Annotated in this window: 22 protein-coding genes; 15 read left to right on the forward strand and 7 right to left on the reverse strand. The window is 65.6% G+C overall.

Features of this window, described 5'->3' with window-relative positions; genetic code table 11:
• Window positions 1-2: 2 nt before the first annotated feature.
• From ASG11_RS14670 to ASG11_RS18835, 4 genes are all read left to right on the forward strand, one after another.
• Window positions 3-1,280 (forward strand): AAA family ATPase, encoded by a 1,278-nt coding sequence (locus tag ASG11_RS14670; protein WP_055781706.1) that lies wholly within the window; start codon window positions 3-5, stop codon window positions 1,278-1,280.
• A 61-nt stretch (window positions 1,281-1,341) separates the two neighbouring features.
• Complete coding sequence (locus ASG11_RS14675; protein ID WP_055781709.1) at window positions 1,342-2,316, forward strand: type II secretion system F family protein; 975 nt, start codon at window positions 1,342-1,344, stop codon at window positions 2,314-2,316.
• Window positions 2,317-2,337: 21 nt separating this feature from the next.
• Window positions 2,338-3,333, forward strand: a complete 996-nt coding sequence (locus tag ASG11_RS14680) for a type II secretion system F family protein (RefSeq protein ID WP_055781711.1) — start codon at window positions 2,338-2,340, stop codon at window positions 3,331-3,333.
• Between the two features lie 64 nt (window positions 3,334-3,397).
• Entirely contained in the window at window positions 3,398-3,976 is a 579-nt protein-coding gene (locus ASG11_RS18835; RefSeq protein ID WP_055781713.1) for a hypothetical protein, read from the forward strand.
• A gap of 2 nt (window positions 3,977-3,978) precedes the next feature.
• On the opposite strand, the gene ASG11_RS14690 is transcribed toward ASG11_RS18835, so the two are convergent.
• The 6 genes from ASG11_RS14690 to ASG11_RS14710 all read right to left on the reverse strand — a co-directional run bounded on the left by ASG11_RS14690 (window position 3,979) and on the right by ASG11_RS14710 (window position 11,681).
• Window positions 3,979-4,497, reverse strand: coding sequence for a DUF1254 domain-containing protein (locus ASG11_RS14690; protein WP_055781716.1), 519 nt, complete (start codon window positions 4,495-4,497; stop codon window positions 3,979-3,981).
• Window positions 4,497-5,069, reverse strand: a complete 573-nt coding sequence (locus ASG11_RS14695) for a DUF1214 domain-containing protein (protein WP_055781717.1) — start codon at window positions 5,067-5,069, stop codon at window positions 4,497-4,499. Before ASG11_RS14695 ends, ASG11_RS14690 begins: the two co-directional genes overlap by 1 nt.
• A 60-nt stretch (window positions 5,070-5,129) precedes the next feature.
• Window positions 5,130-7,796 (reverse strand): pyruvate, phosphate dikinase, encoded by a 2,667-nt coding sequence (gene ppdK, locus ASG11_RS14700; protein WP_055781720.1) that lies wholly within the window; start codon window positions 7,794-7,796, stop codon window positions 5,130-5,132.
• Between the two features lie 87 nt (window positions 7,797-7,883).
• A complete protein-coding gene (gene glyS, locus ASG11_RS14705; protein WP_055781722.1) occupies window positions 7,884-10,340 on the reverse strand; it encodes a glycine--tRNA ligase subunit beta in 2,457 nt (818 codons plus the stop codon).
• The gene (locus tag ASG11_RS18840; protein WP_156363827.1) at window positions 10,333-10,818 is read right to left on the reverse strand and encodes a hypothetical protein; all 486 of its coding nucleotides are present in this window, start codon (window positions 10,816-10,818) and stop codon (window positions 10,333-10,335) included. Before ASG11_RS18840 ends, glyS begins: the two co-directional genes overlap by 8 nt.
• Window positions 10,815-11,681, reverse strand: coding sequence for a glycine--tRNA ligase subunit alpha (locus tag ASG11_RS14710; protein ID WP_055782740.1), 867 nt, complete (start codon window positions 11,679-11,681; stop codon window positions 10,815-10,817). Before ASG11_RS14710 ends, ASG11_RS18840 begins: the two co-directional genes overlap by 4 nt.
• A gap of 337 nt (window positions 11,682-12,018) precedes the next feature.
• Here ASG11_RS14710 and ASG11_RS14715 point away from each other — a divergent pair, with 337 nt between their 5' ends.
• The 11 genes from ASG11_RS14715 to ASG11_RS14765 all read left to right on the forward strand — a co-directional run bounded on the left by ASG11_RS14715 (window position 12,019) and on the right by ASG11_RS14765 (window position 22,094).
• On the forward strand, window positions 12,019-12,915 hold the full coding sequence (locus ASG11_RS14715; RefSeq protein ID WP_055781725.1) for a TraB/GumN family protein: 897 nt from the start codon (window positions 12,019-12,021) through the stop codon (window positions 12,913-12,915).
• Window positions 12,912-13,769 carry a TraB/GumN family protein gene (locus tag ASG11_RS14720; protein ID WP_236697532.1) on the forward strand — a complete coding sequence of 286 codons (858 nt, stop codon included), beginning with the start codon at window positions 12,912-12,914 and terminating at the stop codon, window positions 13,767-13,769. The genes ASG11_RS14715 and ASG11_RS14720 overlap by 4 nt, the downstream gene beginning before the upstream one ends.
• Window positions 13,770-14,163: 394 nt before the next feature.
• Entirely contained in the window at window positions 14,164-14,853 is a 690-nt protein-coding gene (locus ASG11_RS14725; protein WP_055781728.1) for a 50S ribosomal protein L25/general stress protein Ctc, read from the forward strand.
• A 121-nt stretch (window positions 14,854-14,974) separates the two neighbouring features.
• A complete protein-coding gene (gene pth, locus ASG11_RS14730; protein WP_055781731.1) occupies window positions 14,975-15,544 on the forward strand; it encodes an aminoacyl-tRNA hydrolase in 570 nt (189 codons plus the stop codon).
• Window positions 15,541-16,143, forward strand: coding sequence for a TIGR02466 family protein (locus ASG11_RS14735; RefSeq protein WP_055781734.1), 603 nt, complete (start codon window positions 15,541-15,543; stop codon window positions 16,141-16,143). Before pth ends, ASG11_RS14735 begins: the two co-directional genes overlap by 4 nt.
• A gap of 216 nt (window positions 16,144-16,359) precedes the next feature.
• Window positions 16,360-17,067 (forward strand): Crp/Fnr family transcriptional regulator, encoded by a 708-nt coding sequence (locus tag ASG11_RS14740; RefSeq protein WP_055781737.1) that lies wholly within the window; start codon window positions 16,360-16,362, stop codon window positions 17,065-17,067.
• An 87-nt stretch (window positions 17,068-17,154) separates the two neighbouring features.
• On the forward strand, window positions 17,155-18,252 hold the full coding sequence (ychF, locus tag ASG11_RS14745; RefSeq protein ID WP_055782747.1) for a redox-regulated ATPase YchF: 1,098 nt from the start codon (window positions 17,155-17,157) through the stop codon (window positions 18,250-18,252).
• Between the two features lies 1 nt (window position 18,253).
• Window positions 18,254-18,577 (forward strand): hypothetical protein, encoded by a 324-nt coding sequence (locus tag ASG11_RS14750; RefSeq protein WP_055781741.1) that lies wholly within the window; start codon window positions 18,254-18,256, stop codon window positions 18,575-18,577.
• A gap of 429 nt (window positions 18,578-19,006) precedes the next feature.
• Window positions 19,007-20,185 carry a hypothetical protein gene (locus ASG11_RS14755; RefSeq protein ID WP_236697533.1) on the forward strand — a complete coding sequence of 393 codons (1,179 nt, stop codon included), beginning with the start codon at window positions 19,007-19,009 and terminating at the stop codon, window positions 20,183-20,185.
• 170 nt (window positions 20,186-20,355) lie between these two features.
• Window positions 20,356-21,642: an alkaline phosphatase family protein gene (locus tag ASG11_RS14760; protein ID WP_055781742.1), complete on the forward strand. Its 1,287-nt coding sequence runs from the start codon at window positions 20,356-20,358 to the stop codon at window positions 21,640-21,642.
• 5 nt (window positions 21,643-21,647) lie between these two features.
• Window positions 21,648-22,094 carry a MaoC family dehydratase gene (locus tag ASG11_RS14765; protein ID WP_055781746.1) on the forward strand — a complete coding sequence of 149 codons (447 nt, stop codon included), beginning with the start codon at window positions 21,648-21,650 and terminating at the stop codon, window positions 22,092-22,094.
• Between the two features lie 131 nt (window positions 22,095-22,225).
• Here ASG11_RS14765 and ASG11_RS14770 read toward each other — a convergent pair whose 3' ends face one another.
• Window positions 22,226-22,864, reverse strand: a complete 639-nt coding sequence (locus ASG11_RS14770) for a hypothetical protein (protein ID WP_055781749.1) — start codon at window positions 22,862-22,864, stop codon at window positions 22,226-22,228.
• Window positions 22,865-22,889 lie beyond the last annotated feature (25 nt).

Below are 22,889 nucleotides of genomic sequence, written 5' to 3' on the forward strand. Positions count from 1 at the left end.
CCATGAACGCACCCTTCAATCCCGCCAAGCTCGCGCATCGCGACCCCTTCGTCGCCTATGTCTGCGACGAAACGACGGCCGAGGCGCTGCGCCCGATCGTCGGCGAAATGGGCTGGGCTCCCGAGAAGGTAAACAAGGGCGGGCTGCGCAACGCGGTTCAGTCTCTGTCCGTCTCGGCGTCTCCGCAGATCCTGTTCGTCGATCTGTCCGAAAGCGGCGATCCGCTGAATGACATCAACGCGCTGGCCGAAGTGTGCGAGCCTGGCACCGTCGTGATCGCGGCGGGCCAGGTCAACGACGTGCGGCTGTACCGCGACCTCGTCGTCAGCGGCATCCAGGATTATCTGTTGAAGCCGCTCGGCCCGGACATGCTGCGTGAGGCGTTCACGCATGCGCAGACCATCCTCAACGCGCCGAAAAACGCCGAGGTCGGCACCGAACGCCCGCATTGCTCGACCGCAGTGATCGGTGCGCGGGGCGGCGTCGGCGCATCGACCATCGCGACGTCGGTCGCATGGCTGCTGAGCGACAAGGCCAAGCGCACCACCGCGCTGCTCGATCTCGACGTGCATTTCGGCACCGGCGCCCTGACGCTGGATCTCGAACCCGGCCGCGGCCTGACCGACGCGATCGAAAACCCCAGCCGCATCGATGGATTGTTCATCGAACGCGCGATGGTGCGATCGAGCGACACGCTGTCGGTGCTGTCGGCCGAGGCTCCGATCAATTCGCCGGTAATGACCGACGGCAGCGCCTTCTACCAGTTGCAGGAAGAGATGCGGGCCGCGTTCGAATGCACCGTGGTCGATCTGCCGCGTGGCATGCTGGTGCAGCATCCGCACCTGATCGCCGATGTGCAGATCGCCGTGCTCGTCACCGAACTGACGCTGGCGGCCGCACGCGACACGATCCGTATCCTGTCCTGGCTGAAATCTAACGCGCCGCAGACGAACGTGTTCGTCGTCGCCAATCGTGTCCATGCCGGGCAGTTGGAGATCAGCCGCAAGGACTTCGAAGGCTCGATCGAACGCAAGATCGATTTCGTCGTGCCGTTCGACCAGAAGCTCGCCGCACAGGCCGCCAAGCTCGGCAAGCCGATGACGGAGGCTGGCAAGGGATCGAAAACGGTCGTCCCGATCGGCGAACTCGCCACGCAGTTGATGGTGTCCGGCGACGCAGCGGCGGAAGACTCGCCGAAAAAGGGCGGGGCCAAATCGGGAGGATCGCTGATCGGCAAATTCGATCTGAAAGCGATGCTGTCGAAGAAACCGAAGAAATAAACAGGCGAAAATGTGCCGTCGGTTGACGGCACGGTAACGAAGCGGGGCGCATGATAGCAGCATGGAACTGATGCCGTTCATGATGATGGTCGGAGGCGCATGCGTCTTCTTGGCGATGCTTGCCTTTGCCTTTTCCGGGCCTTCGGCGCAGCGGGCGCAGACGCGCCGGCTTACGACGCTGAAGGCGCGCCATAGCGCCGGCGAGCTCGTGGTCGAAGCGCAGATGGCGCGTCGCATCGCGGCCGCCCGCGGCAACAAGATGGACGGCTTCGCCGCGCGCTTCCTCCCGCGCCCGGCCGAACTCAAGAAACGCTTGTCCCGAACCGGCAAGCCCTGGACGGTCGGCCAGTATGGCATGGTAACGCTCGGCATCATCATTGTCGTCGCCATGCTTGCCTGGCTCAAGGGCTTGCCCTTGCTCCTTGCGCTGCTGCTCGGAGTGATGCTCGGCGCGGGCCTGCCGCATTTCGCGGTCGGCTTCTTTATCAAGCGTCGTATCAACAAGTTCACCGTCAAGCTGCCCGATGCGATCGAACTGCTCGTTCGCGGCCTCCGCTCCGGCCTGCCCATCACTGAGACGATCGCCGTCGTCGGCAGCGAGATGCAGGGACCGGTCGGCGTCGAATTCCGCGCCGTGACCGACAAGATGAAGATCGGTCGGACGATGGACGTCGCGCTTCAGGACACGGCCGATCGGCTCGGCACGCCCGAATTCCAGTTCTTCGTCATCTCGATCGCGATCCAGCGCGAAACCGGCGGCAACCTTGCCGAGACGCTCGCCAATCTGGCCACGGTGTTGCGCATGCGCGGACAGATGAAACTTAAAATCAAGGCGATGTCGTCCGAATCCAAGGCGTCGGCCTATATCATCGGATCGCTGCCGTTCATCGTCTTCGGCATGATCTGGATGATCAACAGCAGCTACATGCAAACCTTCTTTTCAGATCAGCGGCTGATGGTCGCCGGTGGCGGCGGGCTGTGCTGGATGAGCATCGGCGCATTCATCATGGCCAAGATGATCAATTTTGAAATCTGATACGGGACTCTGACAGCAGCCATGATCGCAACGGGCGGACCTAAGATCCTCGGGGTCGATGTGATGACGGTGGTGACGTTGCTCGCCGGCGTCGCCGCGTTCGCGGTGCTGCTGGCGATCTACGCCGTGACCACGGTGCGCGATCCGGGCACCAAGCGCGTCAAGGCGCTGAACGACCGCCGCGAACAGTTGAAGGCGGGTATCACCGCATCGACCAAGCGCCGTGCGAAGTTGGTCAACAAGAACGATACGACCGACCGGATCAAGGCGATCCTGTCCGGAATGAAGGTGCTGCAGGACAGCCAGGTCAAGGCCGCGCAGATCAAGCTGATGCAGGCCGGCATCCGGTCGAAGGAATATGCCGTCGCGGTGATCTTCGGCCGCCTGGTGCTGCCGATCATCTTCGGCGCGCTGGCGATCTACATCGTCTATATCGCCGAGATGTTCCCCGATTACGGATCGCTGAAGCGCTACGGCATCGTCGCGGGCACGTTCGTCCTCGCCTACAAGGCGCCGGACATCTTCCTGAAGAACAAGATCAGCAAGCGTTCGGACGCGATCCGCAAGGGCCTGCCGGACGCGCTCGATTTGCTGGTGATCTGCGCCGAGGCCGGCCTGACGGTGGACGCCGCGTTCCAGCGCGTGGCACGCGAACTGGGTCGAGCCTATCCGGAACTGGGCGACGAATTCACGCTGACCGCGATCGAGCTGGGTTTCCTGTCCGAGCGTCGCCAGGCGTTCGAAAATCTGGCGATGCGCGTCAATCTCGATGCCGTGAAGGGCGTCGTCACCACCATGATCCAGACCGAGAAATACGGCACGCCGCTAGCGTCCGCATTGCGCGTCCTCTCCGCCGAATTCCGCAACGAGCGCATGATGCGCGCCGAAGAAAAGGCCGCGCGCCTGCCCGCGATCATGACCGTGCCGCTGATCCTGTTCATCCTGCCGGTGCTGTTCATCGTCATCCTCGGCCCGGCGGCCTGCTCGATCTCCGACGCGTTCAAGGGTGGGATCTAACCTCCCTTGATCGCGGGCGGACTCGCGGTCAGGATGGGTGCACCACTTTAGACAGGCGACGACGATGCTGTTCACCACCTTCCCGCAAGTGATTGCGCTGCTGATCCTTTTCGTCGCCGGCCTGTTCGTGGGGCTCGGCCTGCATCCCGGCGGGGCGAAGTGGAAGAAGCGGTTCAAGGACGAGAGCGACAATTACGCCGCCTTCCGCCGCGTGGCCGACAAGGCGCAGCGCGACTCCAATCAGCGCATCAGTGCACTGGAGGCCGAGCTTGCCCGATTGGAGAAGACCGAACCGGCGACCGTCGCCACTCCGAAGACCCCCGCTTCGACGGTCGGAACTCCAATGGTCGTGGCTTCGGCGGCGACCGCCGCGCCGATCGTCGCCTCCACCGCGCCGGCTTCCGGCAATCGTGATCTTTCCCGCATCCGGGGCATCGATTCGGTCCTGAAGACCAAGTTGTTCGCCCTCGGCGTAACGGAGTTCGCGGATATCGAGAACCTGACCGACGAGGACGAGATGGCGCTGGAGCAGCGCCTCGGTGTTCCCGCCGGCTATATCACACGCGAGCAGTGGCGGGAGCAGGCGCGGTTGCTGCGCACCGGTCAGGACGCCGAACAGGCGGAACGCTTCCCCCGGGACTGACGCTATTCGAGCGGCCCACAGGTCGTCGTGCGCCGTGTCGCATCGAGCGTGGCGAAGCGGGCGCGATCGGTGACCAGGACACGGACGAGAGCGATACCGCGATCGCCCCCCACCTGCACGGCTTCATAGCCCGCCGGCACGACCTGCCCGGCGCGGGCGATGGCGAGCTTGAACGGCATGCCCTTCGCCTGCAGCGCGTTGCGGACGAACACCGTATCGGTGCGCGAATCGAAGATCGAGAGCGACCAATAGGGCGCCGGCACCGGCACCGCATCGATCAGCACCGGGCCGTCGGACACGTCGAACGGGCAGGACGAATAGGCCAGATCGGGGCTGGGCCGGACGATCTTGCGCGCCGCCGCGGTGGCGAGCGGGCTGTGGGTGAAGCGGTTGACGCCGCCGGCCGACACACGCTTGATCGCCGCCGTCATCAGCACGTCCGGGGTGCGCAGCAACGCGACGTAATAGGCGCCGCCGGCGACGATCAGTCCGGCGAGGATCGGAAGCAGCCAGCGGCGCATCAGCAGGCCTCCCGAACGATCCTGGGCAGGACGGATGCCGGCGGATTGCCTCCGCCGCCGTCACGCGGCAGATAGGTGCGCAGCGTGAGTTCGAGATGCGCGATCCCGCCGCTGGGCAGCCATGCACCGGGTTGCCGCCCCGGCGACAGCGTCAGCGCCCAGCCGTTCGCCCCCTGATCCGGGAAGGCCGAACCGGCGACCGAATAGAGGTTGGCGGGATTGGCGATGAGATAGCCGTCCGGATCATAGGCGGTCAGGCTCCACCACGCGGCGGGCAAGGCACCGCCGGTGATGCGATACCGGCAGCGTCCGTCGAGCAATCGCCCCGCGCTATCGGTCGCGGCGGTGTAGTAACGCGCTTCGTGGGCGGGAAGCGCGAGCAGCCCCTTCAGCGCGACGACCGCGCGGGTATAGGGGTCGGCATCGGCCGATCCGAACTGCGTGCCGGTCGCCCAGGGGCCGATCGTGACGTTGTTGCCGAGCGCCGCGGCGCGCACCGTGTAGACCGCCGCGCCCAGGCCGAGACACGCGCCGGCGACGGTACAGATCAGATAGCGCGCCCAGGGTTTCATCGATCCATCCCCGCCATTTTCACCGATGATATCGGCTTCCGGCGAGGATGGATAGAAGGCTCAGCCCTTCGCCGTGAGCGCGGCCTGCGCCGCCGCCAGCCGCGCGATCGGCACGCGGTAGGGCGAGGCGCTGACATAATCGAGCCCGGTCGCCTCGCAGAACGCGATCGAGGCCGGATCGCCGCCATGTTCGCCGCAGATGCCGAGCTTGATGCCCGGGCGCGCCGCCCTGCCCCGCTCGGCCGCCATCTCGATCAGCTGGCCGACGCCCTCGATGTCGAGGCTGACGAACGGATCCTTGGCATAGATGCCGCGCTCGACATAGGTCGTCAGGAAGCGCGCGGCATCGTCGCGCGACACGCCGAGCGTCGTCTGCGTCAGATCGTTCGTCCCGAAGCTGAAGAACTCGCCGATCTCGGCGATCTCGCCCGCCATCAGCGCGGCGCGCGGCAGTTCGATCATCGTGCCGACGAGATAGTCGATCTCGCGGCCCTTGTCGGCGAACACCGCCTGCGCGGCCTTGTCGACGACCTGCTTCATCAGTTCCAGTTCGCGGCGCGTGCCGACGAGCGGGATCATCACCTCGGGGATCGGCGCGGCGCCCGACTTCACCGCAACCTCGATCGCCGCTTCGAAGATCGCCCGCGCCTGCATCTCGTAGATTTCGGGATAGGTGACGCCCAGGCGGCAGCCGCGATGGCCGAGCATCGGGTTGAACTCATGCAGTTCCGCCGCGCGGCGCTTGAGCACATCGACCTCGACGCCAGCCGCCTTGGCGACTTCGGCGAATTCGGCTTCCTCGTGCGGCAGGAATTCGTGCAGCGGCGGATCGAGCAGGCGGATCGTGACCGGCAGGCCGGCCATCACCTCGAACAGTTCGACGAAATCGCTGCGCTGTTCGGGCAGCAACCTGTCGAGCGCGACGCGGCGGCCGGCTTCGTCCTCGGCCAGGATCATCTGGCGCACGGCGGTGATCCGCGCGGCATCGAAGAACATATGTTCGGTGCGGCAGAGACCGATGCCCTCGGCGCCGAATTCGCGCGCGACCTTGGCGTCCAACGGCGTCTCGGCATTGGCGCGGACCTTCAGGCGGCGGACGCCGTCGGCCCAGGCCATCAGCGTGCCGAAATCGCCCGACAGTTCGGGCTGCACGGTCGGCACCGCGCCGGCCATCACCTCGCCGGTGGTGCCGTCGATCGTGACGATGTCGCCGGTGCGGATCTCGCGCCCCGCCACGCGCATCACGCCGGCCTTGGCGTCGATCGCGATCGTGCCGGCACCGGAGACGCAGGGCCGGCCCATGCCGCGCGCCACGACCGCCGCGTGGCTGGTCATGCCGCCGCGTGCCGTCAGGATGCCCTTCGCCGCATGCATGCCGTGAATGTCCTCGGGGCTGGTTTCGGTGCGGATTAGGATGACCGCCTCGCCCGCCGCCGCGCGCTTCTCGGCCGTGTCGCTGTCGAACACCGCCATGCCGCTCGCCGCGCCGGGCGAGGCAGGCAGGCCCTTGGTCAGCACGTCGCGCTTGGCCTTCGGGTCGAGCGTGGGATGGAGCAACTGGTCGAGCGCCTGCGGATCGACTCGGGCGACCGCTTCCTCCTTCGTGATCAGGCCTTCCTCGGCCATGTCGACCGCGATCTTCAGCGCGGCCTTGGCGGTGCGCTTGCCCGAGCGGGTCTGCAGCATCCACAATTTGCCCTGCTGCACGGTGAATTCGATGTCCTGCATGTCGCGGTAATGCGTCTCGAGCAGGTCGAACACCTTGGCGAGTTCGCCGTACACCTCGGGCATCGCCTCTTCCATCGAGGCGGGTTTCGCGCCGGCCGCCTCGCGCGCCGCGACGGTCAGATACTGGGGCGTGCGGATGCCGGCGACGACATCCTCGCCCTGCGCATTGATCAGAAATTCGCCGTAATAGGCGCGGTCGCCCTTGGCGGGATCGCGGGTGAAGGCGACGCCGGTCGCCGAGGTGTCGCCCATATTGCCGAACACCATCGCCTGCACGTTGACGGCGGTGCCCCAGGCGGCCGGAATGTCGTTCAGGCGGCGATAGACCTTGGCGCGCTCCGACTGCCACGATCCGAACACCGCGCCGACCGCGCCCCAGAGCTGATCGTGCACGTCCTGCGGGAACGGCTTGTTCCACTGCTGCTCGACCAGCGTCTTGTATTCGGCGACCAGTTTCTGCAGGTCCTCGGCGGTCAGATCGGTGTCGAGATAATAGCCGTTATCTTCCTTGGCGATCTCCAGCGCATCCTCGAACGCTGCGTGATCGAGTTCCAGCACGACATCGGAATACATCTGGATGAAGCGGCGATAGCTGTCCCACGCGAAGCGCGCGTCGCCCGACGTTTCGGCGAGGCCCTTCACCGTCTCGTCGTTGAGGCCGAGGTTCAGCACGGTATCCATCATGCCCGGCATCGAGGCGCGCGCGCCGCTGCGGACCGAGACGAGCAGCGGATCGGCCGCGTCGCCGAACGTCTTGCCGGTGATGCCCTCGATATGGGCGATGCCCTTGGCCACTTCGTCGCGCAGGCCTTGCGGGAAGGCGCGGCCCTCGTCGTAATAGACTTCGCAGAATTCGGTCGAGATGGTGAAGCCAGGGGGCACGGGCAGGCCGATCGAGGCCATCTCCGCCAGGTTCGCGCCCTTGCCGCCGAGCAGGTTCTTGTCGCCCTTGCCGCCGTCCGACACACCACCGCCGAACCGATATACGTACTGAGTCATCGTCTGTCCCTGTAGCTTCTAGCCGTAGCTTCTAGTCGTTCGCCGGGGAGGCGAAGTTCACACATGTTCACGCGGTACGAGGGTGCGTCAGCCCTCGATCTTCGAGAAATCGGCGACCGTGTGGACCGCGGCGCGCACGCGGGCGAGCAGGGCGAGACGGGCCATCCGCTTTTCGGGCTCGGGATCGTTGACGGTCACGGTTTCAAAGAACGCATCGATCGGGGCGCGCAGCGTGGCCAGCGCCGCCATCGCCCCCTCGAAATCCTCGCGTTCGACGGCGGCCCGCGCCCGGGGGGCAGCGGCGTCGAGCGCGGTGATGAGGGCAGCTTCGTCCTTTTCCGGCGTGTAGGACAGCGGATTTTGTTCGCCCGCCGCCAATTCCGCCGCCCCAGCCCCGCTCGTCACCCCAGCGAAGGCTGGGGTCTCAAGCGGCTCTTGTCCCGCGCCTTCGCCCGAGATCCCAGCCTGCGCTGGGATGACGGTGTTGGAGGGGGCGACGCCTTCCTTCTTCAGGATATTCGCCGCACGCTTGTACCCGGCGAGCAGGTTCGCGCCGTCGGGCGTGCCGACGAACGCCTGCAACGCATGCACCCGGGCGAGCAGGCGGACGAGATCGTCCTCGCCCCCCAAAGCGAACACCGCATCGATCAGGTCGTGCCGGACGCCCGCTTCGCGTTGCTGTACTTTGAGGCGGTCGGCGAAGAAGTCGAGGACCGCTTGCGACCGCTCCCAAACGGCATCCCATTGCTGTCCAAACCGTTGACTGTAAGCAGCCTTTTCCGCCTCGTTGATGGCCCGGAAAGCTTTTCCAATTCCATCGTCGCTTTTAGAAAGTTCACCGAACATTAATGAGCTTCGAAGCGCCGTTGCAGACAGACTTACGGTCTTGTCGTCGATAATCCGCAGCAACATCGCCATACGGATCGCGTTCAGTAGAGGAACTCGCAGCCCATTTTCGTCTATCGTCTGCAGAATTGCCAACGCGGCACGACGCAACGCGAACGGATCCTTTGATCCGGTGGGGGTCAGCCCTTCGAAGAAAAACTGAGCAACGCTGTCCAACTTGTCCGCCAGCGACACCGCCACCGTGACCGGCGCGGTGGGGACGTCGTCGCCCTGGCCGACCGGCTTGTAGTGATCGCGGATCGCTTCGGCGACCGCCGCGTCCTCGCCTTGGGCCAGCGCGTAATAGCCGCCCATCAGGCCTTGCAGTTCGGGGAATTCGCCGACCATGCCGGTGACAAGATCCGCCTTGGCGAGGCGCGCCGCGCGTTCGGCCTGGGAGGCGAGAGCTACACGCAACTCCTCCGTCATCCCCGCGAAGGCGGGGATCCCGCTTCTGGCGTCGGACGAAACAGAAGAAGAAGCGGGATCCCAGCCTTCGCGGGGATGACGGGTAGCGGTTCCGGAGGGAGTCCCACTCCCAACGATACCCTCTTCGACCAGCCACCGGGCCAGTTTCGCGACGCGATCGACCTTGTCGGCGACCGTGCCGAGCTTCTCGTGGAAGACGATCTGGCCTAGTTTCTCGCGCTGAACGTCGAGCGGCACCTTCAGATCGGTATCGTAGAAGAACATCGCGTCCGACAGCCTCGCCGCGAGCACCTTGCGGTTGCCCTCGACGATCTTCCCGCCGCCGTCCGCCGCGTCGATATTGGCGGTGCAGACGAAGGCGTTCGCCAGTTTCCCGTCCGCATCACGGCACACGAAATACTTCTGGTTCACGCGTGCGGTGAGCTGGATCACCTCGGGCGGCACGTCCAGGAACGCTGCGTCGAAGCGGCCGAGCAGCGGCACGGGCCATTCGGTCAGGCCGGCATTCTCGGTCAGCAGGCCTTCGTCCTGCACCAGTTCCAGCCCGGCCTTGCGCGCGGCCATCGTCGCGCCGAGCGCGATGATCTGGCGGCGTTCGTCCTGATCGACGATCACGTGGCAGGCACGGAGCTTGTCGGCATAATCGGCGGCGCTGCCGATCGTGATGACGCCCGGATGGTGGAAGCGGTGGCCGACCGTGGCGGCACGCGATACGATCCCGGCGATCTCGAAGGGCACGATCTCCTCGCCGAGCAGGGCGACGATCCCTTGCAGCGGGCGGACCCATTTAAGGCTTTCGGTCGTGCTGCTGGCGGCACCCCAGCGCATCGATTTCGGCCAGGGGAAGGCGCGGACGATGTTCGGGATCGCCTCGGCCAGCACATCGGCGGTGGCGCGGCCGGGCTTGTCGACGATCGCGAACAGGATGCCGTCGCGCTCGACCAGTTGGTCGCGGGCCAGGCCGGTCTTGCGCAGGAAGCCTTCGAGCGCCTGTGGGGGGGCGCTGGTCTTGGGGCCCTTGGTCTCCTCACTGACGGCGGCGGTCTCGGTGGGGAGGTCGCGGGCGATGAGCGCCAGGCGGCGCGGCGTGGCGAACGTGACGATCGCATCGGTGTGCAGGCCGGCTTTCGTCAGCTCGGCGGCGAACAGGCGGGCGAGATCGTCGCGCGCCTTGTCCTGCATGCGCGCGGGGACTTCTTCGGAGCGAAGCTCCAGCAGGAAATCAGCCATTGGCCATCTCCTTCTTCGTGGCTTCGTGGCTTCGTGCGAGCAGATTTTTTTCGCACGAAGACACGAAGGCACGAAGAGAAGAAGCAGGAAGGGAAGAAGATTTGCTCGCGCGAAGACGCGAAGACGCGAAGAGGAGTTCTTTTATCGCCGCGTCCTCCGCGCCTCTGCGCGCAAAAAATAAGACTGGTTCGTGCAGAGCCGCAGAGGACGCAGAGGACAACATCTTCGCGCCTTCGCGCCTTCGCGCGAGCAAATCTTCTTGTTTGCGCTGACGCGCGAAGTGGTGGCGTCCGCCAACCATCATCGTCACCCCAGCGGAGGAGTGCGGGGTCGGATGGTCCCCCGGACCATCCTTGAACATGCAGGGCATGTTCAACCCCGCACTGGTCTCGAGCGGCTCTCGTCCCGCGCCTTCGCCTGAGATCCCAGCCTTCGCTACGATGACGGCTCCGGAGTTAATTGGGGAAAAAGACATCATGCCGTCCACCCCGGATAGGCCGCTTGCCAGTCGGGCGTGCGGTGGTCGATCCAGGCCTGGCAGCTGCCCTTCGCGAGATCACGGACGCGGCCCATATAGGCCTGGCGCTCCGCCACCGAGATCACGCCGCGCGCCTGCAGCAGGTTGAAGACGTGGCTGGCCTTGATCGCCTGTTCGTAGGCCGGGATCGGCAGCTTGGCGTTCAGGCTGTTCTCGCATTCCGCGACATGCTTGCGGAACAGATCGAACAGCGCCTCGGTATCGGCGACCTCGAAGTTCCACTTCGACATCTGCTTCTCGTTTTCGAGGAAGACGTCGCCATAACTCACGCCCGCATCGTTGAACGCGAGGTCGTACACGCTGTCCTTGTCCTGGATGTACATCGCCAGGCGTTCGAGGCCGTAGGTCAGTTCGCCGGCCACGGGCTTGCAGTCGAAGCCGCCCATCTGCTGGAAATAGGTGAACTGAGTCACCTCCATCCCGTCGCACCACACTTCCCAGCCTAGACCCCAGGCGCCCAATGTCGGGGATTCCCAATCGTCCTCGACGAAGCGGATATCGTGTTTGGTGAAGTCGATGCCGATCGCGGCGAGGCTGCCGAGATACAGTTCCTGCAGGTCGGGCGGGCTGGGCTTCAGGATCACCTGATACTGATAATAATGCTGCAGCCGGTTCGGGTTCTCGCCGTAGCGGCCATCGGTCGGGCGGCGGCAGGGCTGGACGAAGGCGGCGTTCCACGGCTCGGGGCCGAGCGCGCGCAGCGTCGTCGCGGTGTGGAAGGTGCCGGCACCCATTTCCATGTCGTACGGTTGCAGGATCAGGCAGCCGCGTTCGCTCCAGTAATCGTGGAGCTTCAGGATCATGCGCTGGAAGCTGAGCGGCTGGCCCAAAATTGAAACCCCAAAAGACGCGTTCGCAGGTGCGAAAAGACAAGCGCCGACGCTTTGGCGCAAGGCTCCGACAGGGTCAACCGGGCGAGGTTAATGGGTGCCCCGAGGACGATCGTGGGAGGGCATCGACGTTTGGGCACTCTCCCCGTCACCCCGGACGTGTTCCGGGGTCCACCAAGCGGCTTTCGATTACGAATAGTGAGTTGGGCGCTGAGCTGGCGGCACGTTGGACCCCGGAACACGTCCGGGGTGACGGTTACGAGAACATGCGTCCGTTGCATCCGCGCGGAAGGCGGCTAGAGAAAGCGGCATGAACCTACGTCGCCCGCTCGCCGCGCTCGTCGCCCTTCTCGCCACCCCGGCCGTCGCCCAGACCGCTGCGCCCGCCCCCGCCGTGACCCAGGCCGATCCGGCGCTGTGGGTGGTCAAGGATGCCGACACGACGATCTATCTGTTCGGTACGATCCATGTGCTCAAACCCGGCATCGCCTGGTTCGACGACGCGGTGAAGACGGCGTTCGATTCCAGCCAGCAATTGGTGCTGGAAATGGTCGCCCCGGACACGCCGGTGATGCAGGCGCTGGTGATGAAGCTGGGCACCGCGCCCGCCGGGCCGACGCTGACCGAGCGCCTGCCGGCGAAGGATCGCCCGGCCTATGCGAAGGCGGTGACCGGTCTGGGGCTGCCGGCGGCGGCGTTCGACCGGTTCCAGCCGTGGCTGGCGGCGACGAACCTGACGCTGCTGCCGATCCTGAAGCTGGGGTACGATCCCGCCAACGGGCCGGAAACGGTGCTGACCGCGGCGGCGAAGAGCGCGGGCAAGACGGTGATCGGGCTGGAAACGGCCGAGCAGCAACTGGGCTATTTCGCCAAGCTGCCCGAGAACGTGCAGGTGAAGTTCCTGACCAGCACGGTGCGCGACCTGCCCAAGGTCGGGCCGAAGCTGACCGAAATGGTCGCGGACTGGTCGCACGGCCAGCCCACGGCGCTCGCCCGTTCGATGAACGCCGACATGCAGGACACGCCGGAAGTCGCCAAGGTGCTGCTGCTCGATCGCAACAAGCGCTGGGCCGACTGGATCAAGAATCGGCTCGATCAACCAGGCGTAGTCTTCGTCGCGGTGGGCGCGGGGCACCTGGCGGGCAAGGGCAGCGTGCTGGAGGAACTGACGAAACGCCACGTCGCCTCGAAGCGGGTTCAATATTGATCCTGCCGCGCGGGCTGTGCGCGGCGCTGCTCGCAGTCGCGCTGACGGCGTGCGGCAAGCCGGCTATCGAGGCGCGGCCCGCTCTGTGGCGGGTGAGCGACGGCGACACCGAGATCTGGCTGCTCGGCACGATCCACGCGCTGCCGCCCGGCGTGCGGTGGGAAACGCCGGCGGTGACGCGCGCGATCGCCCAGGCGGATACGTTGGTGACCGAGATCGCGGCGGCCTCGCCCGAGGTCGCCGGGGCCGTGTTTGCGAAGTTCGCCCAGGCGAAGGGGTTGCCGCCGATTGCCGTGCGGGTGGCGCCGGGGCAGCAGGCGGTGCTGGCCGACGCGGCCCGGGCAGCGGGCGTGTCCGTCGAGACGCTGAACGGACTGCGGACCTGGGCGGCGGCGGTGACGTTGGCGGCCGGGCCGATGCGCGCGGCGGGGGCATCGCCCGACAATGGGGTGGAGGCGACGCTGGCGACGCGCTTCGCCGGGCGACGGCGGGCGGCGCTGGAGACACAAAGCGAGCAGCTGGCGATCTTCAACGCGCTGCCCGAAGCGGCGCAGCGCGTGTTGCTGGCGCGCGCGCTGGCGGATGCGGGGGGGTATGCGACGACTCTCGCCGCGTGGGAGGCGGGCGACGTGCGGGCGCTGGCGGCGAGTTTCGGACCGGCGTTTCGTGGGGCACCGGAGTTGGAGCGTTCGCTCGAAACCGCGCGCAATGCGCGTTGGTCCGGCTGGATCGCGCGGCGGATGAGAGCGCCTGGACGGGTCCTTGTGGCGGTTGGCGCGGGGCATCTGGTGGGACGGGATTCTGTGGTGGCGATGCTGGCGGCGCGGGGTTTTAAGGTGTCTCGGGTGGAGTGAACGGCGGTGCTTTGCGCTGGCGTTGATTTGTTCGCACGAAGCCACGAAGGCACGAAAAAAAGCAGAGGAAAAGGGAAGAAGGGTTGCTCGCGCTAAGGCGCTAAGGCGCGAAGAGATTGAAATATATCAAAAAGCCGATCATTCGCCATAGGCTTATATTTTCTGCTTCGCGTCTTTGCGTCTTAGCGCGAGCAATCCTTCTTCCTTCATTATCTTTCTTTTCGTGGCTTCGTGGCTTCGTGGCTTCGTGTGAAACCCCCTCCTTCTTCCCGACACCGACCAACCCACCCCGCCTTGCCTTCTGCCCTGCTCTCGCCTATAGGCGCGCGCTTCCGCGTCAGGGTCATCCCTGGAGGCCTGGGGCGGATTTGAACCTGCATTTCGGAGCAATACCATGAGCGAACAATTGACGCTCGCAGCCGAGACGCGCGAACAGGTTGGCAAGGGAGCCTCCCGTTCGTTGCGCCGCGAAGGCCGCGTACCCGCCGTGATCTACGGCAACAAGCAAGAGCCCATCTCGATCCACCTCGAGGAAAAGGCCCTGATGCGCGCCCTGATGACCGGGCACTTCATGAATTCCACCGTGTCGATCGAAGTCGGCGGCAAGTCCGTGCTGACGCTGCCCAAGGACGTGTCGTTCCACGTCGTCAGCGATCGCCCGACGCATGTCGATTTTCTGCGCATCGGCGCGCACACCACCGTGCATGTCAGCGTGCCCGTCGTGTTCACCGATGAAGACGACGCGCCCGGCATCACCAAGGGCAACGGCGTGCTCAACATCGTGCAGCACGAGATCGAGCTGGTCTGCGACGCATCGCAGATCCCGAGCGAAATCAGCATCTCGCTGAAGGGCCGTGAGATCGGCGATTCGATCCACATCTCGAACATCACGCTGCCCAAGGGCGTCGAGCCGGCGATCACCGACCGCGACTTCACCATCGCGACGATCGTTCCGCCGACCGTGCCGACGGCCGAGGACGAAGAGCTGGACGCAGCGGTTGCCGAGGCGAATGCCGAAGCAGCGGCCGAGGCTGAAGCCGAAGCGACCGAAGGCGATGACGCCGAAGGCGACAAGGCCGAGTAATCTGAAAGCCCCTCTCTTCGTTCGCGGGGAGAGGGTTGGAGAGGAGCATGATCGGGCGTCAGGCTCGCGACTGCCCCTCTCCCCTACCCTCTCCCCGCGAGCGGGGAGAGGGAGGTAGAACATGCAACTCTGGGTCGGCCTCGGAAATCCGGGCACGCAATATGCGCTGAACCGACACAATGTCGGCTTCATGGTCGCCGACACGATCGCCGATCTGTACGGCTTCTCGCCGCCCAAGAAGCAATTCCTCGGCTGGACGCAGGAAGGCCGCGTCGGCACGGAGAAGATCCTGCTGCTCAAGCCCGCGACCTTCATGAACGAAAGCGGCCGGTCGGTCGGCGAGGCGCTGCGCTTCTACAAACTGGACGTGTCCGCGCTGACCGTCTTCCACGACGAACTCGATCTCGCGCCGTTCAAGGTGAAGGTGAAGACCGGTGGCGGCACGGCCGGGCATAACGGGCTGAAATCGATCGACCAGCATCTCGGGCCGGATTTCCGCCGCGTGCGGCTCGGCATCGGGCATCCCGGGCACAAGGATCGCGTGCATGGCTATGTGCTGGGCAATTATGCCAAGGCGGAGATGGACCCGCTGGCCGATCTGCTCGGCGCGGTATCGGCCGAGGCCCCGTGGCTGGCGAACGGCGACGACGGGCGATTCATGAGCGATGTTGCGGTAAGGCTGGCGGCATGACCGTCCGTTCGCTGTTCGCCACCCGCCTGTACGAAGCGCCGCTCGGCGACGACGACCTGCTCGCCGATCTCGATCAATCGTGCCGCATGCTGGCCGAGGACGATCATGCCGGGCGCGCCTGGTCCAAGGCGCATGGCTATCGCGGCTATACCTCCTACGCCTCGCTGGCCGATCTGCCGTATCGCGACCCCGCGTTCGGCGATCTGGTGCGGCATCTAAACAAGCATGTCGCGGCGTTCGCGCGGGATTGCGCATTCGATCTGGGCGGCAAGAAGCTCAAGCTCGACAGCCTGTGGGTCAATGTCCTGAAGCCCAAGGGCGCGCATTCGGGGCATATCCACCCGCATTCGGTGGTGTCGGGCACGATCTATATCGCGCTGCCGGAAGGTGCCGCCGGGCTGAAGCTGGAAGACCCGCGCCTGCCGCTGATGATGGCCGCGCCGACCCGCGCCGAGGATGCCGCGGAGGATCTGCGCAGTTTCGTCTACGTCACGCCGGCGCAAGGCACGATCCTGTTGTGGGAAAGCTGGCTGCGGCACGAAGTCCCCGCCGGGAACGGCAAACAGGACCGGATCAGCATCAGCTTCAACTATCGCTGAGTTTTCTCGACCGGGATATTCGTTCGATGATCTCGTCGCGAATATAACCCGATATTCACAACAAATGTTGTGCTACTACTGCCCGCTCTACATCAACGACCGATCGGACCTTTCGCCCTAGCCGTAGCTCAACGGAATTGCCGGCTCTGCTAAGGAGCCAGCCGCCTCTTCCGCATTCGAAGGAAGATCGTGGCTGGACCAACGCATCATCACTGGTTGAGCGACCGCCTGGCCGCTCATTACCCACAAGGCCCGCGCGAGATCGCCGCGCTGGACGACCTCGATTTCATCGCGCGCGAATTCGAACCCGGCCAGTATCTTTTGCGCGAGGGCGACCGGCCGAAATATTGTTCGTTCCTAAAAAGCGGCTACGTCTATCGCCACAAGATCGTCGGCGACGGCGGACGGCAGATCGTTTCGATCCACGTGGCCGGCGATCTCGTCGATCTGCAGAACATCCTGCTCAACGAATCCGATCACAATATCCAGGCGCTGACCATCGCAGCGGTGCTGATGGTGCCGATCGAGGATCTGATCCTGGTCGCCACGACCCACGCCTCGATCGCCAAGGCTTTGTGGCGCGAAACGTTGGTCGAGGCGTCGCTGATGCGCGAATGGGTCGCCAATGTCGGGCGGCGCGATGCCCGCAGCCGCACCGCGCACATGCTGTGCGAGATGGCGATGCGGCGCGAACATGCCGGCCTTGGCCCGCGCGAGACCTTCGACCTGCCGATGACGCAGGAGCAGCTCGGCGATACGCTGGGGCTGACGGCGGTGCACGTGAACCGAACGCTGAAAGCCCTTGAAACGGACGGACTGATCACGCGCAACAAGCGCTCCGTCACCGTGGCCGACTGGCGCGGGTTGCAACAGGTCGGCGATTTCACCTCGGGCTATCTGCACTGGGAGCGCGAGACCGCCTAAGCGTGCTGGCGTTTTCGGCACGTATTCCCTATCGCGCGTGACCATGTCGCCGGCATGCCCGGCATCCATGATCTCAAGGCGTCCAAGATGGGTTTTCGTTGTGGTATCGTCGGCCTGCCGAATGTCGGCAAATCGACCCTGTTCAATGCACTGACCGAGACGGCCGCGGCGCAGGCGGCGAATTATCCGTTCTGCACGATCGAGCCGAACGTCGGCAACGTGGCGGTGCCCGACCCGCGGCTGGGCAAGCTGGCGGCGATCGCGGGATCGCAGAAGATCATCGAAACGCAACTTGGCTTCGTGGACATCGCCGGGCTGGTGCGTGGCGCCTCCAAGGGCGAGGGCCTCGGCAACCAGTTCCTGGGCAACATCCGCGAGGTGGACGCGATCGTCCATGTGCTGCGCTGCTTCACCGAGACCGACGTGACGCATGTCGAAGGGAAGGTGGATCCGATCGCAGATGCCGAGACGGTCGAGACCGAGCTGATGCTGTCGGATCTGGAGTCGCTGGAAAAACGCGTGCCGGCCTTCGCCAAGAAGGCGACGCAGGGCGACAAGGAGGCGAAGGTCGCCGTGTCCGTGCTGGGCCAAGCGCTGGACCTCCTGCGCGACGGCAAGCCCGCGCGCCTGACGGTGCCGAAGGACGAGGACGAGGCGCGCGTGTTCGCGCAGGCGCAGTTGCTGACGTCCAAGCCGGTGCTGTACGTGTGCAACGTCGACGAGGGCGATGCCGCGCACGGCAACGCACTGTCGGCCAAGGTGTTCGAGAAGGCCAAGGCGGAGGGTGCTCAGGCAGTGGTCGTCTCGGCGGCGATCGAGGCGGAGATCGCGACGATGGCACCGGACGAACGCGGCGAATTCCTGAGCGAATTGGGACTGGAGGAAACCGGCCTCGCCCGCGTGATCACCGCCGGCTATTCCCTGCTGCGCCTGCTGACCTTCTTCACCGTCGGCCCCAAGGAGACGCGGGCCTGGACGACGCATGTCGGGGCGACCGCACCGATGGCGGCGGGCGAGATCCACAGCGATTTCGAAAAGGGCTTCATCCGCGCCGAAACGATCGCTTACGACGATTTCGTGACCCTGGGCGGCGAAGCCCGCGCCCGCGAAGGCGGCAAGCTGCGCGCCGAGGGCAAGACCTATGTCGTGCAGGACGGCGACGTGATGCACTTCCTGCACAGCTGAGATGATCGCCCGCCTGATCCTCGCGCTGCTGCTCGCCGCCTTCGCCCTGCCGGCGATGGCGAGCGCGCCGTGCCATGAAGGGTCGGGCAGGATGGCGGGCATGACGATGGGTCATGATGCGCCCTCGCCTGCTCCCGCGCGGGATCAAGACAAGGCGATCGCGGTGCATAGCTGCATGGGGTGCATTCCGCCGGCTTCCATGGTGCGCCCGGCGTTCGCGGTGCCGCTGCGGCCCGAGGGCGCGATGCTGGTGGCGCCGCTTGCCCGGTTCGACGCGCGGCGGCCCTCGCCGCCCGCGACGCCTCCGCCACGCATGGGCGCATGATCGACGGGGAACTGCTCCCCGATCATTCATGACGTCGATGCGAAAGATACGAAGATGAAAAGTAGTTTGCTCGCGGCGGGTGCCGCGGTGCTTCTGTTACCTGTGCCGGCGATGGCGCAGGGGATGGAGCACGATATGCACGGCATGACGATGCCGATGAAGCCGGCGGAGAAGGCGAAGGCGAAGCCTACACCCGCACTGAAGAAGAGGCGCGCCGCCCCCGCCCCCCGCCCTTCCCCGCCAAAGGCCGGGACCCGGTCGGGAGACGAGGGTAACCAAGCGCTACCCGTCATTACTCCGGACGTCGCGACTGGGCCCCGGCCCTCGCCGGGGAAGCAGGAGGGGGAAACGGCTCCAACCCCCACCCCAACCCCTGCCCCGATGCCGATGGATCATTCCCGGATGGACCACGGCACGATGAGCCACGACATGTCCACAATGCCCGGCCTGCCCATGCAGATGGGCAGGGGCGGCAGCGATTATGCCGAAGGCTCCGGCACGTCGCGCCTGCCCGCCAACGAGGGCATGATGCAGGGCGCGCACCTGATGACCGGCGACTGGATGCTGATGGCGCACGGCTATGCCTGGGGCGCCTATACCGACCAGGGCGGGCCACGCGGCGAGAACATGGCGTTCGTGCAGTCCATGGCGATGCTCACCGCGGAACGGCCCCTGGGCGACGGCGTGAACCTGCGGCTGCAGACGATGCTCAGCCTGGAGCCGCTGATGGGCGCGCGGGGCTATCCCAGCCTGCTCGCCACCGGCGAGGCGGCGAACGAGCAGCCGTTGATCGACCGGCAGCATCCGCACGATCTGTTCATGGAACTCTCCGGCAAGCTCGACGTGGATGTCGGGTGCAACAGCCGCGTGTTCCTGTACGGTGGGCCGGTGGGCGAGCCGGCGCTCGGGCCCTCGGCGTTCATGCACCGCAAGTCGGCGCAATATAATCCGATGGCGCCGATCACGCACCATTGGTTCGACAGCACGCACATCACCTACGGCGTGGTGACCATAGGCTATGCGACGCCGAAGGTGCAGATCGAGGCCTCCGCCTTTCGCGGACGCGAGCCGGACGAGCGGCGCTGGGGCATCGAGACGCCGAAGCTCGATTCGTGGAGCGTGCGCGGCACCTGGACGCCGTCGCCCGCCTGGGCGGTGCAGGTCAGCTACGGCCACCTGAAATCGCCCGAGGAGCTCGAACCGGAGGGCAACGAACGCCGCACCACCGCGAGCGTCCAATACGCTACGGGCGCGCTGACCACGACCTTCGCCTTCTCGGCCAAAGATAAGGGCCCGGATCGTACGCTGACCGCGTTCCTGGGCGAGGTGAACTGGGATCTGGATGCGCATAACAGCCTGTTCGGCCGGTTCGAGAATGTCGCGAACGACGAGCTGTTTCCCGACGAGGCCAGCCCGCTCCACCACCGCCGCTTCCGCGTCGGCAAGCTGGAGGGCGGCTATGCCCGGCGCGTGAAGCTGGTCGGGCCGGTGAACGTCGCGCTCGGCGGGACGGTGGGCACGTATTTCCTGCCCGCCGCACTGGACGGGGCATATAGCAAGATGCCGGTGAGCTTCACGCTGTTCGCCAAGGTGTCGCTGGGGAGTTGATCCCGTCCCGACGACAAACCGTCATGCCGGACTTGTTCCGGCAGCCACCGTGCCGCACATATTCCGAGGATGGAATTTGCGGCACGGCGGACCCCGTAATTCGCCGGGGTAATATGCCGATTCCAGGCCGTCGTCACAATCATGTCGCAGGAACACAGCAAGGAGCGGTGATGCACTGGACCCGACCTATCGCCGCCGCGGCCATCATGGCTTTGCTTTCCGCCTGCGCTACAACGCCAGCCCCGCCCGCGCCCGTTGCGCAGGTCGCACCGGCCGAGGTTCGCGTGCCCGTGACCATCCTCATCTCGATCGACGGATTCCGGCCCGATTACCGGCAACGCGGCGTCACGCCCAATCTCGATGCGCTGGCCGCCGGGGGCGTCAGCGCGGCGATGCGGCCCAGCTTTCCGTCCAAGACCTTTCCCAACCACTGGACGCTGGTCACCGGCCTGCGCCCGGATCGCAACGGCATCGTCGCCAATTCGATGGAAGACGCCCAACTGCCGGGGGTCAAATTCACCATGGAGGATCCGAAGGATCCGTTCTGGTGGAACGCCGCCGAACCTTTGTGGGTGGCGGCGGAGAAGGCCGGCATCCGCAGCGCGACGATGTTCTGGCCCGGATCGAACGTCGCCTGGGGCGGCACCTGGGCGAAGGATCATGGCGGCCATGCGGTGGGCGGCATGCGGCCCGAGGATTGGTGGCCGTTCGACGGCGCGGTGCCCGCCAGTCAGCGCGTGGCAGGCGCGCTCGACTGGCTGCGCCGCCCCGCCGAGACGCGGCCGCAATTCCTGACGCTCTATTTCGACACGGTCGATACCGCCGGGCATCAGTACGGCCCGGATTCGCCCGAAGTGACCGCGGCGGTCGCGGATATCGACCGGACGATCGGGGCGCTGGTCGCCGGGCTGCGCGCATTGGGCCAGCCGGCCAATCTGGTGATCGTCGCCGATCACGGCATGGCCGCGATCTCGCCGGCGCGCACGATCGCGATGGACAAGATCGCCGATCCCCGGACCTACCGCCAGTTCGATTCCGGCCCCTTCGCCAGCTTCTATCCCGTGGCCGGGCATGAGCGGGCGCTGGAACGCGCGCTGCTCGGGCATCACGAGCATTTCGACTGCTGGCGCAAGGCGGAGATTCCGGCGCGCTTCCATTACGGTGCGAACCCGCGAGTGCCGCCCTATTTCTGCCTGCCGGAGACCGGCTGGATGCTGAACAAGAGCGCGCCCAAGCCCGACGATACGATCGACCGGGGCACGCACGGCTACGACAATTTCGCGCCCGACATGGCGGCGTTGTTCATTGCCAATGGACCGGCGATCAAGGCGCAGGGCGTGCTGCCCGCGTTCGACAATGTCGATATCTATCCGTTGATGCGGCGCTTGATCGGCCTGCCCCCAGCGACCAATATCGACGGAACCGACGCGCCGTTCCGGGGCGTGCTGAAGGACTGAGACGCATGCAATATTTCGAGGATATCGAGGTCGGAAGCAAGGCCAGTTTCGGCGACTATCATGTCACCCGCGACGAGGTGATCGCCTATGCCGAGAAGTTCGACCCGCAGCCCTTCCACCTCTCGGACGAGGCGGCGGCACGAACGCATTTCGGGCGGCTGTCGGCCAGCGGCTGGCATACGTGCGGGATGGTGATGTCGATGGTCGTCGCCAATCTGAAGGCCAACAAGCAGGCGGGATTGGGATCGCCGGGCATCGACGAACTGCGCTGGCTGAAGCCGGTATTTCCGGGCGACACGTTGCGCTGCGAAACCGAGGTGGTCGAGAAGCGCGCGTCGCAGAGCCGGCCGGAAATGGGCAGCTTCCGCTCGAAGATGGTGGTGCTGAACCAGGACGACGTGCCGGTGATGACCTTCACGTCGATCGGGCTGGTGCAGACCCGGCCGAAATAGCACTCGTCTAATTCCGGTGCGTTATTCGCATCGACGGTGCACAACGGCCTATAGCCCTGAGCCGATCGAAGGGCACGGTCGACACGGGCTCTTCGACAGGCTCAGGAAGAACGGGGCGTTAAAGGATGACTTCAATCACGACCGCGCCGACCGCCGCCGCGGTTGCCCTGCTGGCGTCCCTGAAACCCGCCCTGCCCGGCTGACGGACGGTTGTCCTGCCGGATCGACTGACGATCTCCACCGCGCCCCTGAAAATCGGGCCGAGCGCCCTGACCGCGCTGAAAACCCGGACGGTTGCCGCCGCGTCCCTGGAAGTCGGGCCGGGTGCCCTGCCCCTGCTGGACGCCTGGCCGATCGCCACGCCAGCCGGGACGTCCGCCCTGCTGCCCGCGATCGCCGTTGAAGCCCTGCCAGTTGGGGCGCCCCTGGCCGTTGCCCCAATTGCCGCCATGCCCGCGCCGGCCTTCCCAATAGCGACGCTGCTGGTCGTTCCAGCGATACGGCCGACGATCGCGGCCATAGACGTAATACCCGGTGCCAGGATAATAATAGTCGCCGTACCAGCCGAAATAGCCACCGCCGTACCCGCCGTAATAATTGGCAGGATACCCATAGCCGTCGCCATAATAGCCGTCGCCATAGCCACCGTAATAGCCGCCATTGTTGTAGCCGACCGACATCCCGCCATAGCCGTAATCGTCGACACAGCCGCCAAGGCCGATTGCTGCGACGAAGCCAAGTGCGGCGAGTTTGATCTTTGTGGGAAGCATTTCGACTCTCCTGAACGCGGAGTGC

The organism is Sphingomonas sp. Leaf357, assembly GCF_001423845.1.
Taxonomy (GTDB): Bacteria; Pseudomonadota; Alphaproteobacteria; order Sphingomonadales; family Sphingomonadaceae; genus Sphingomonas.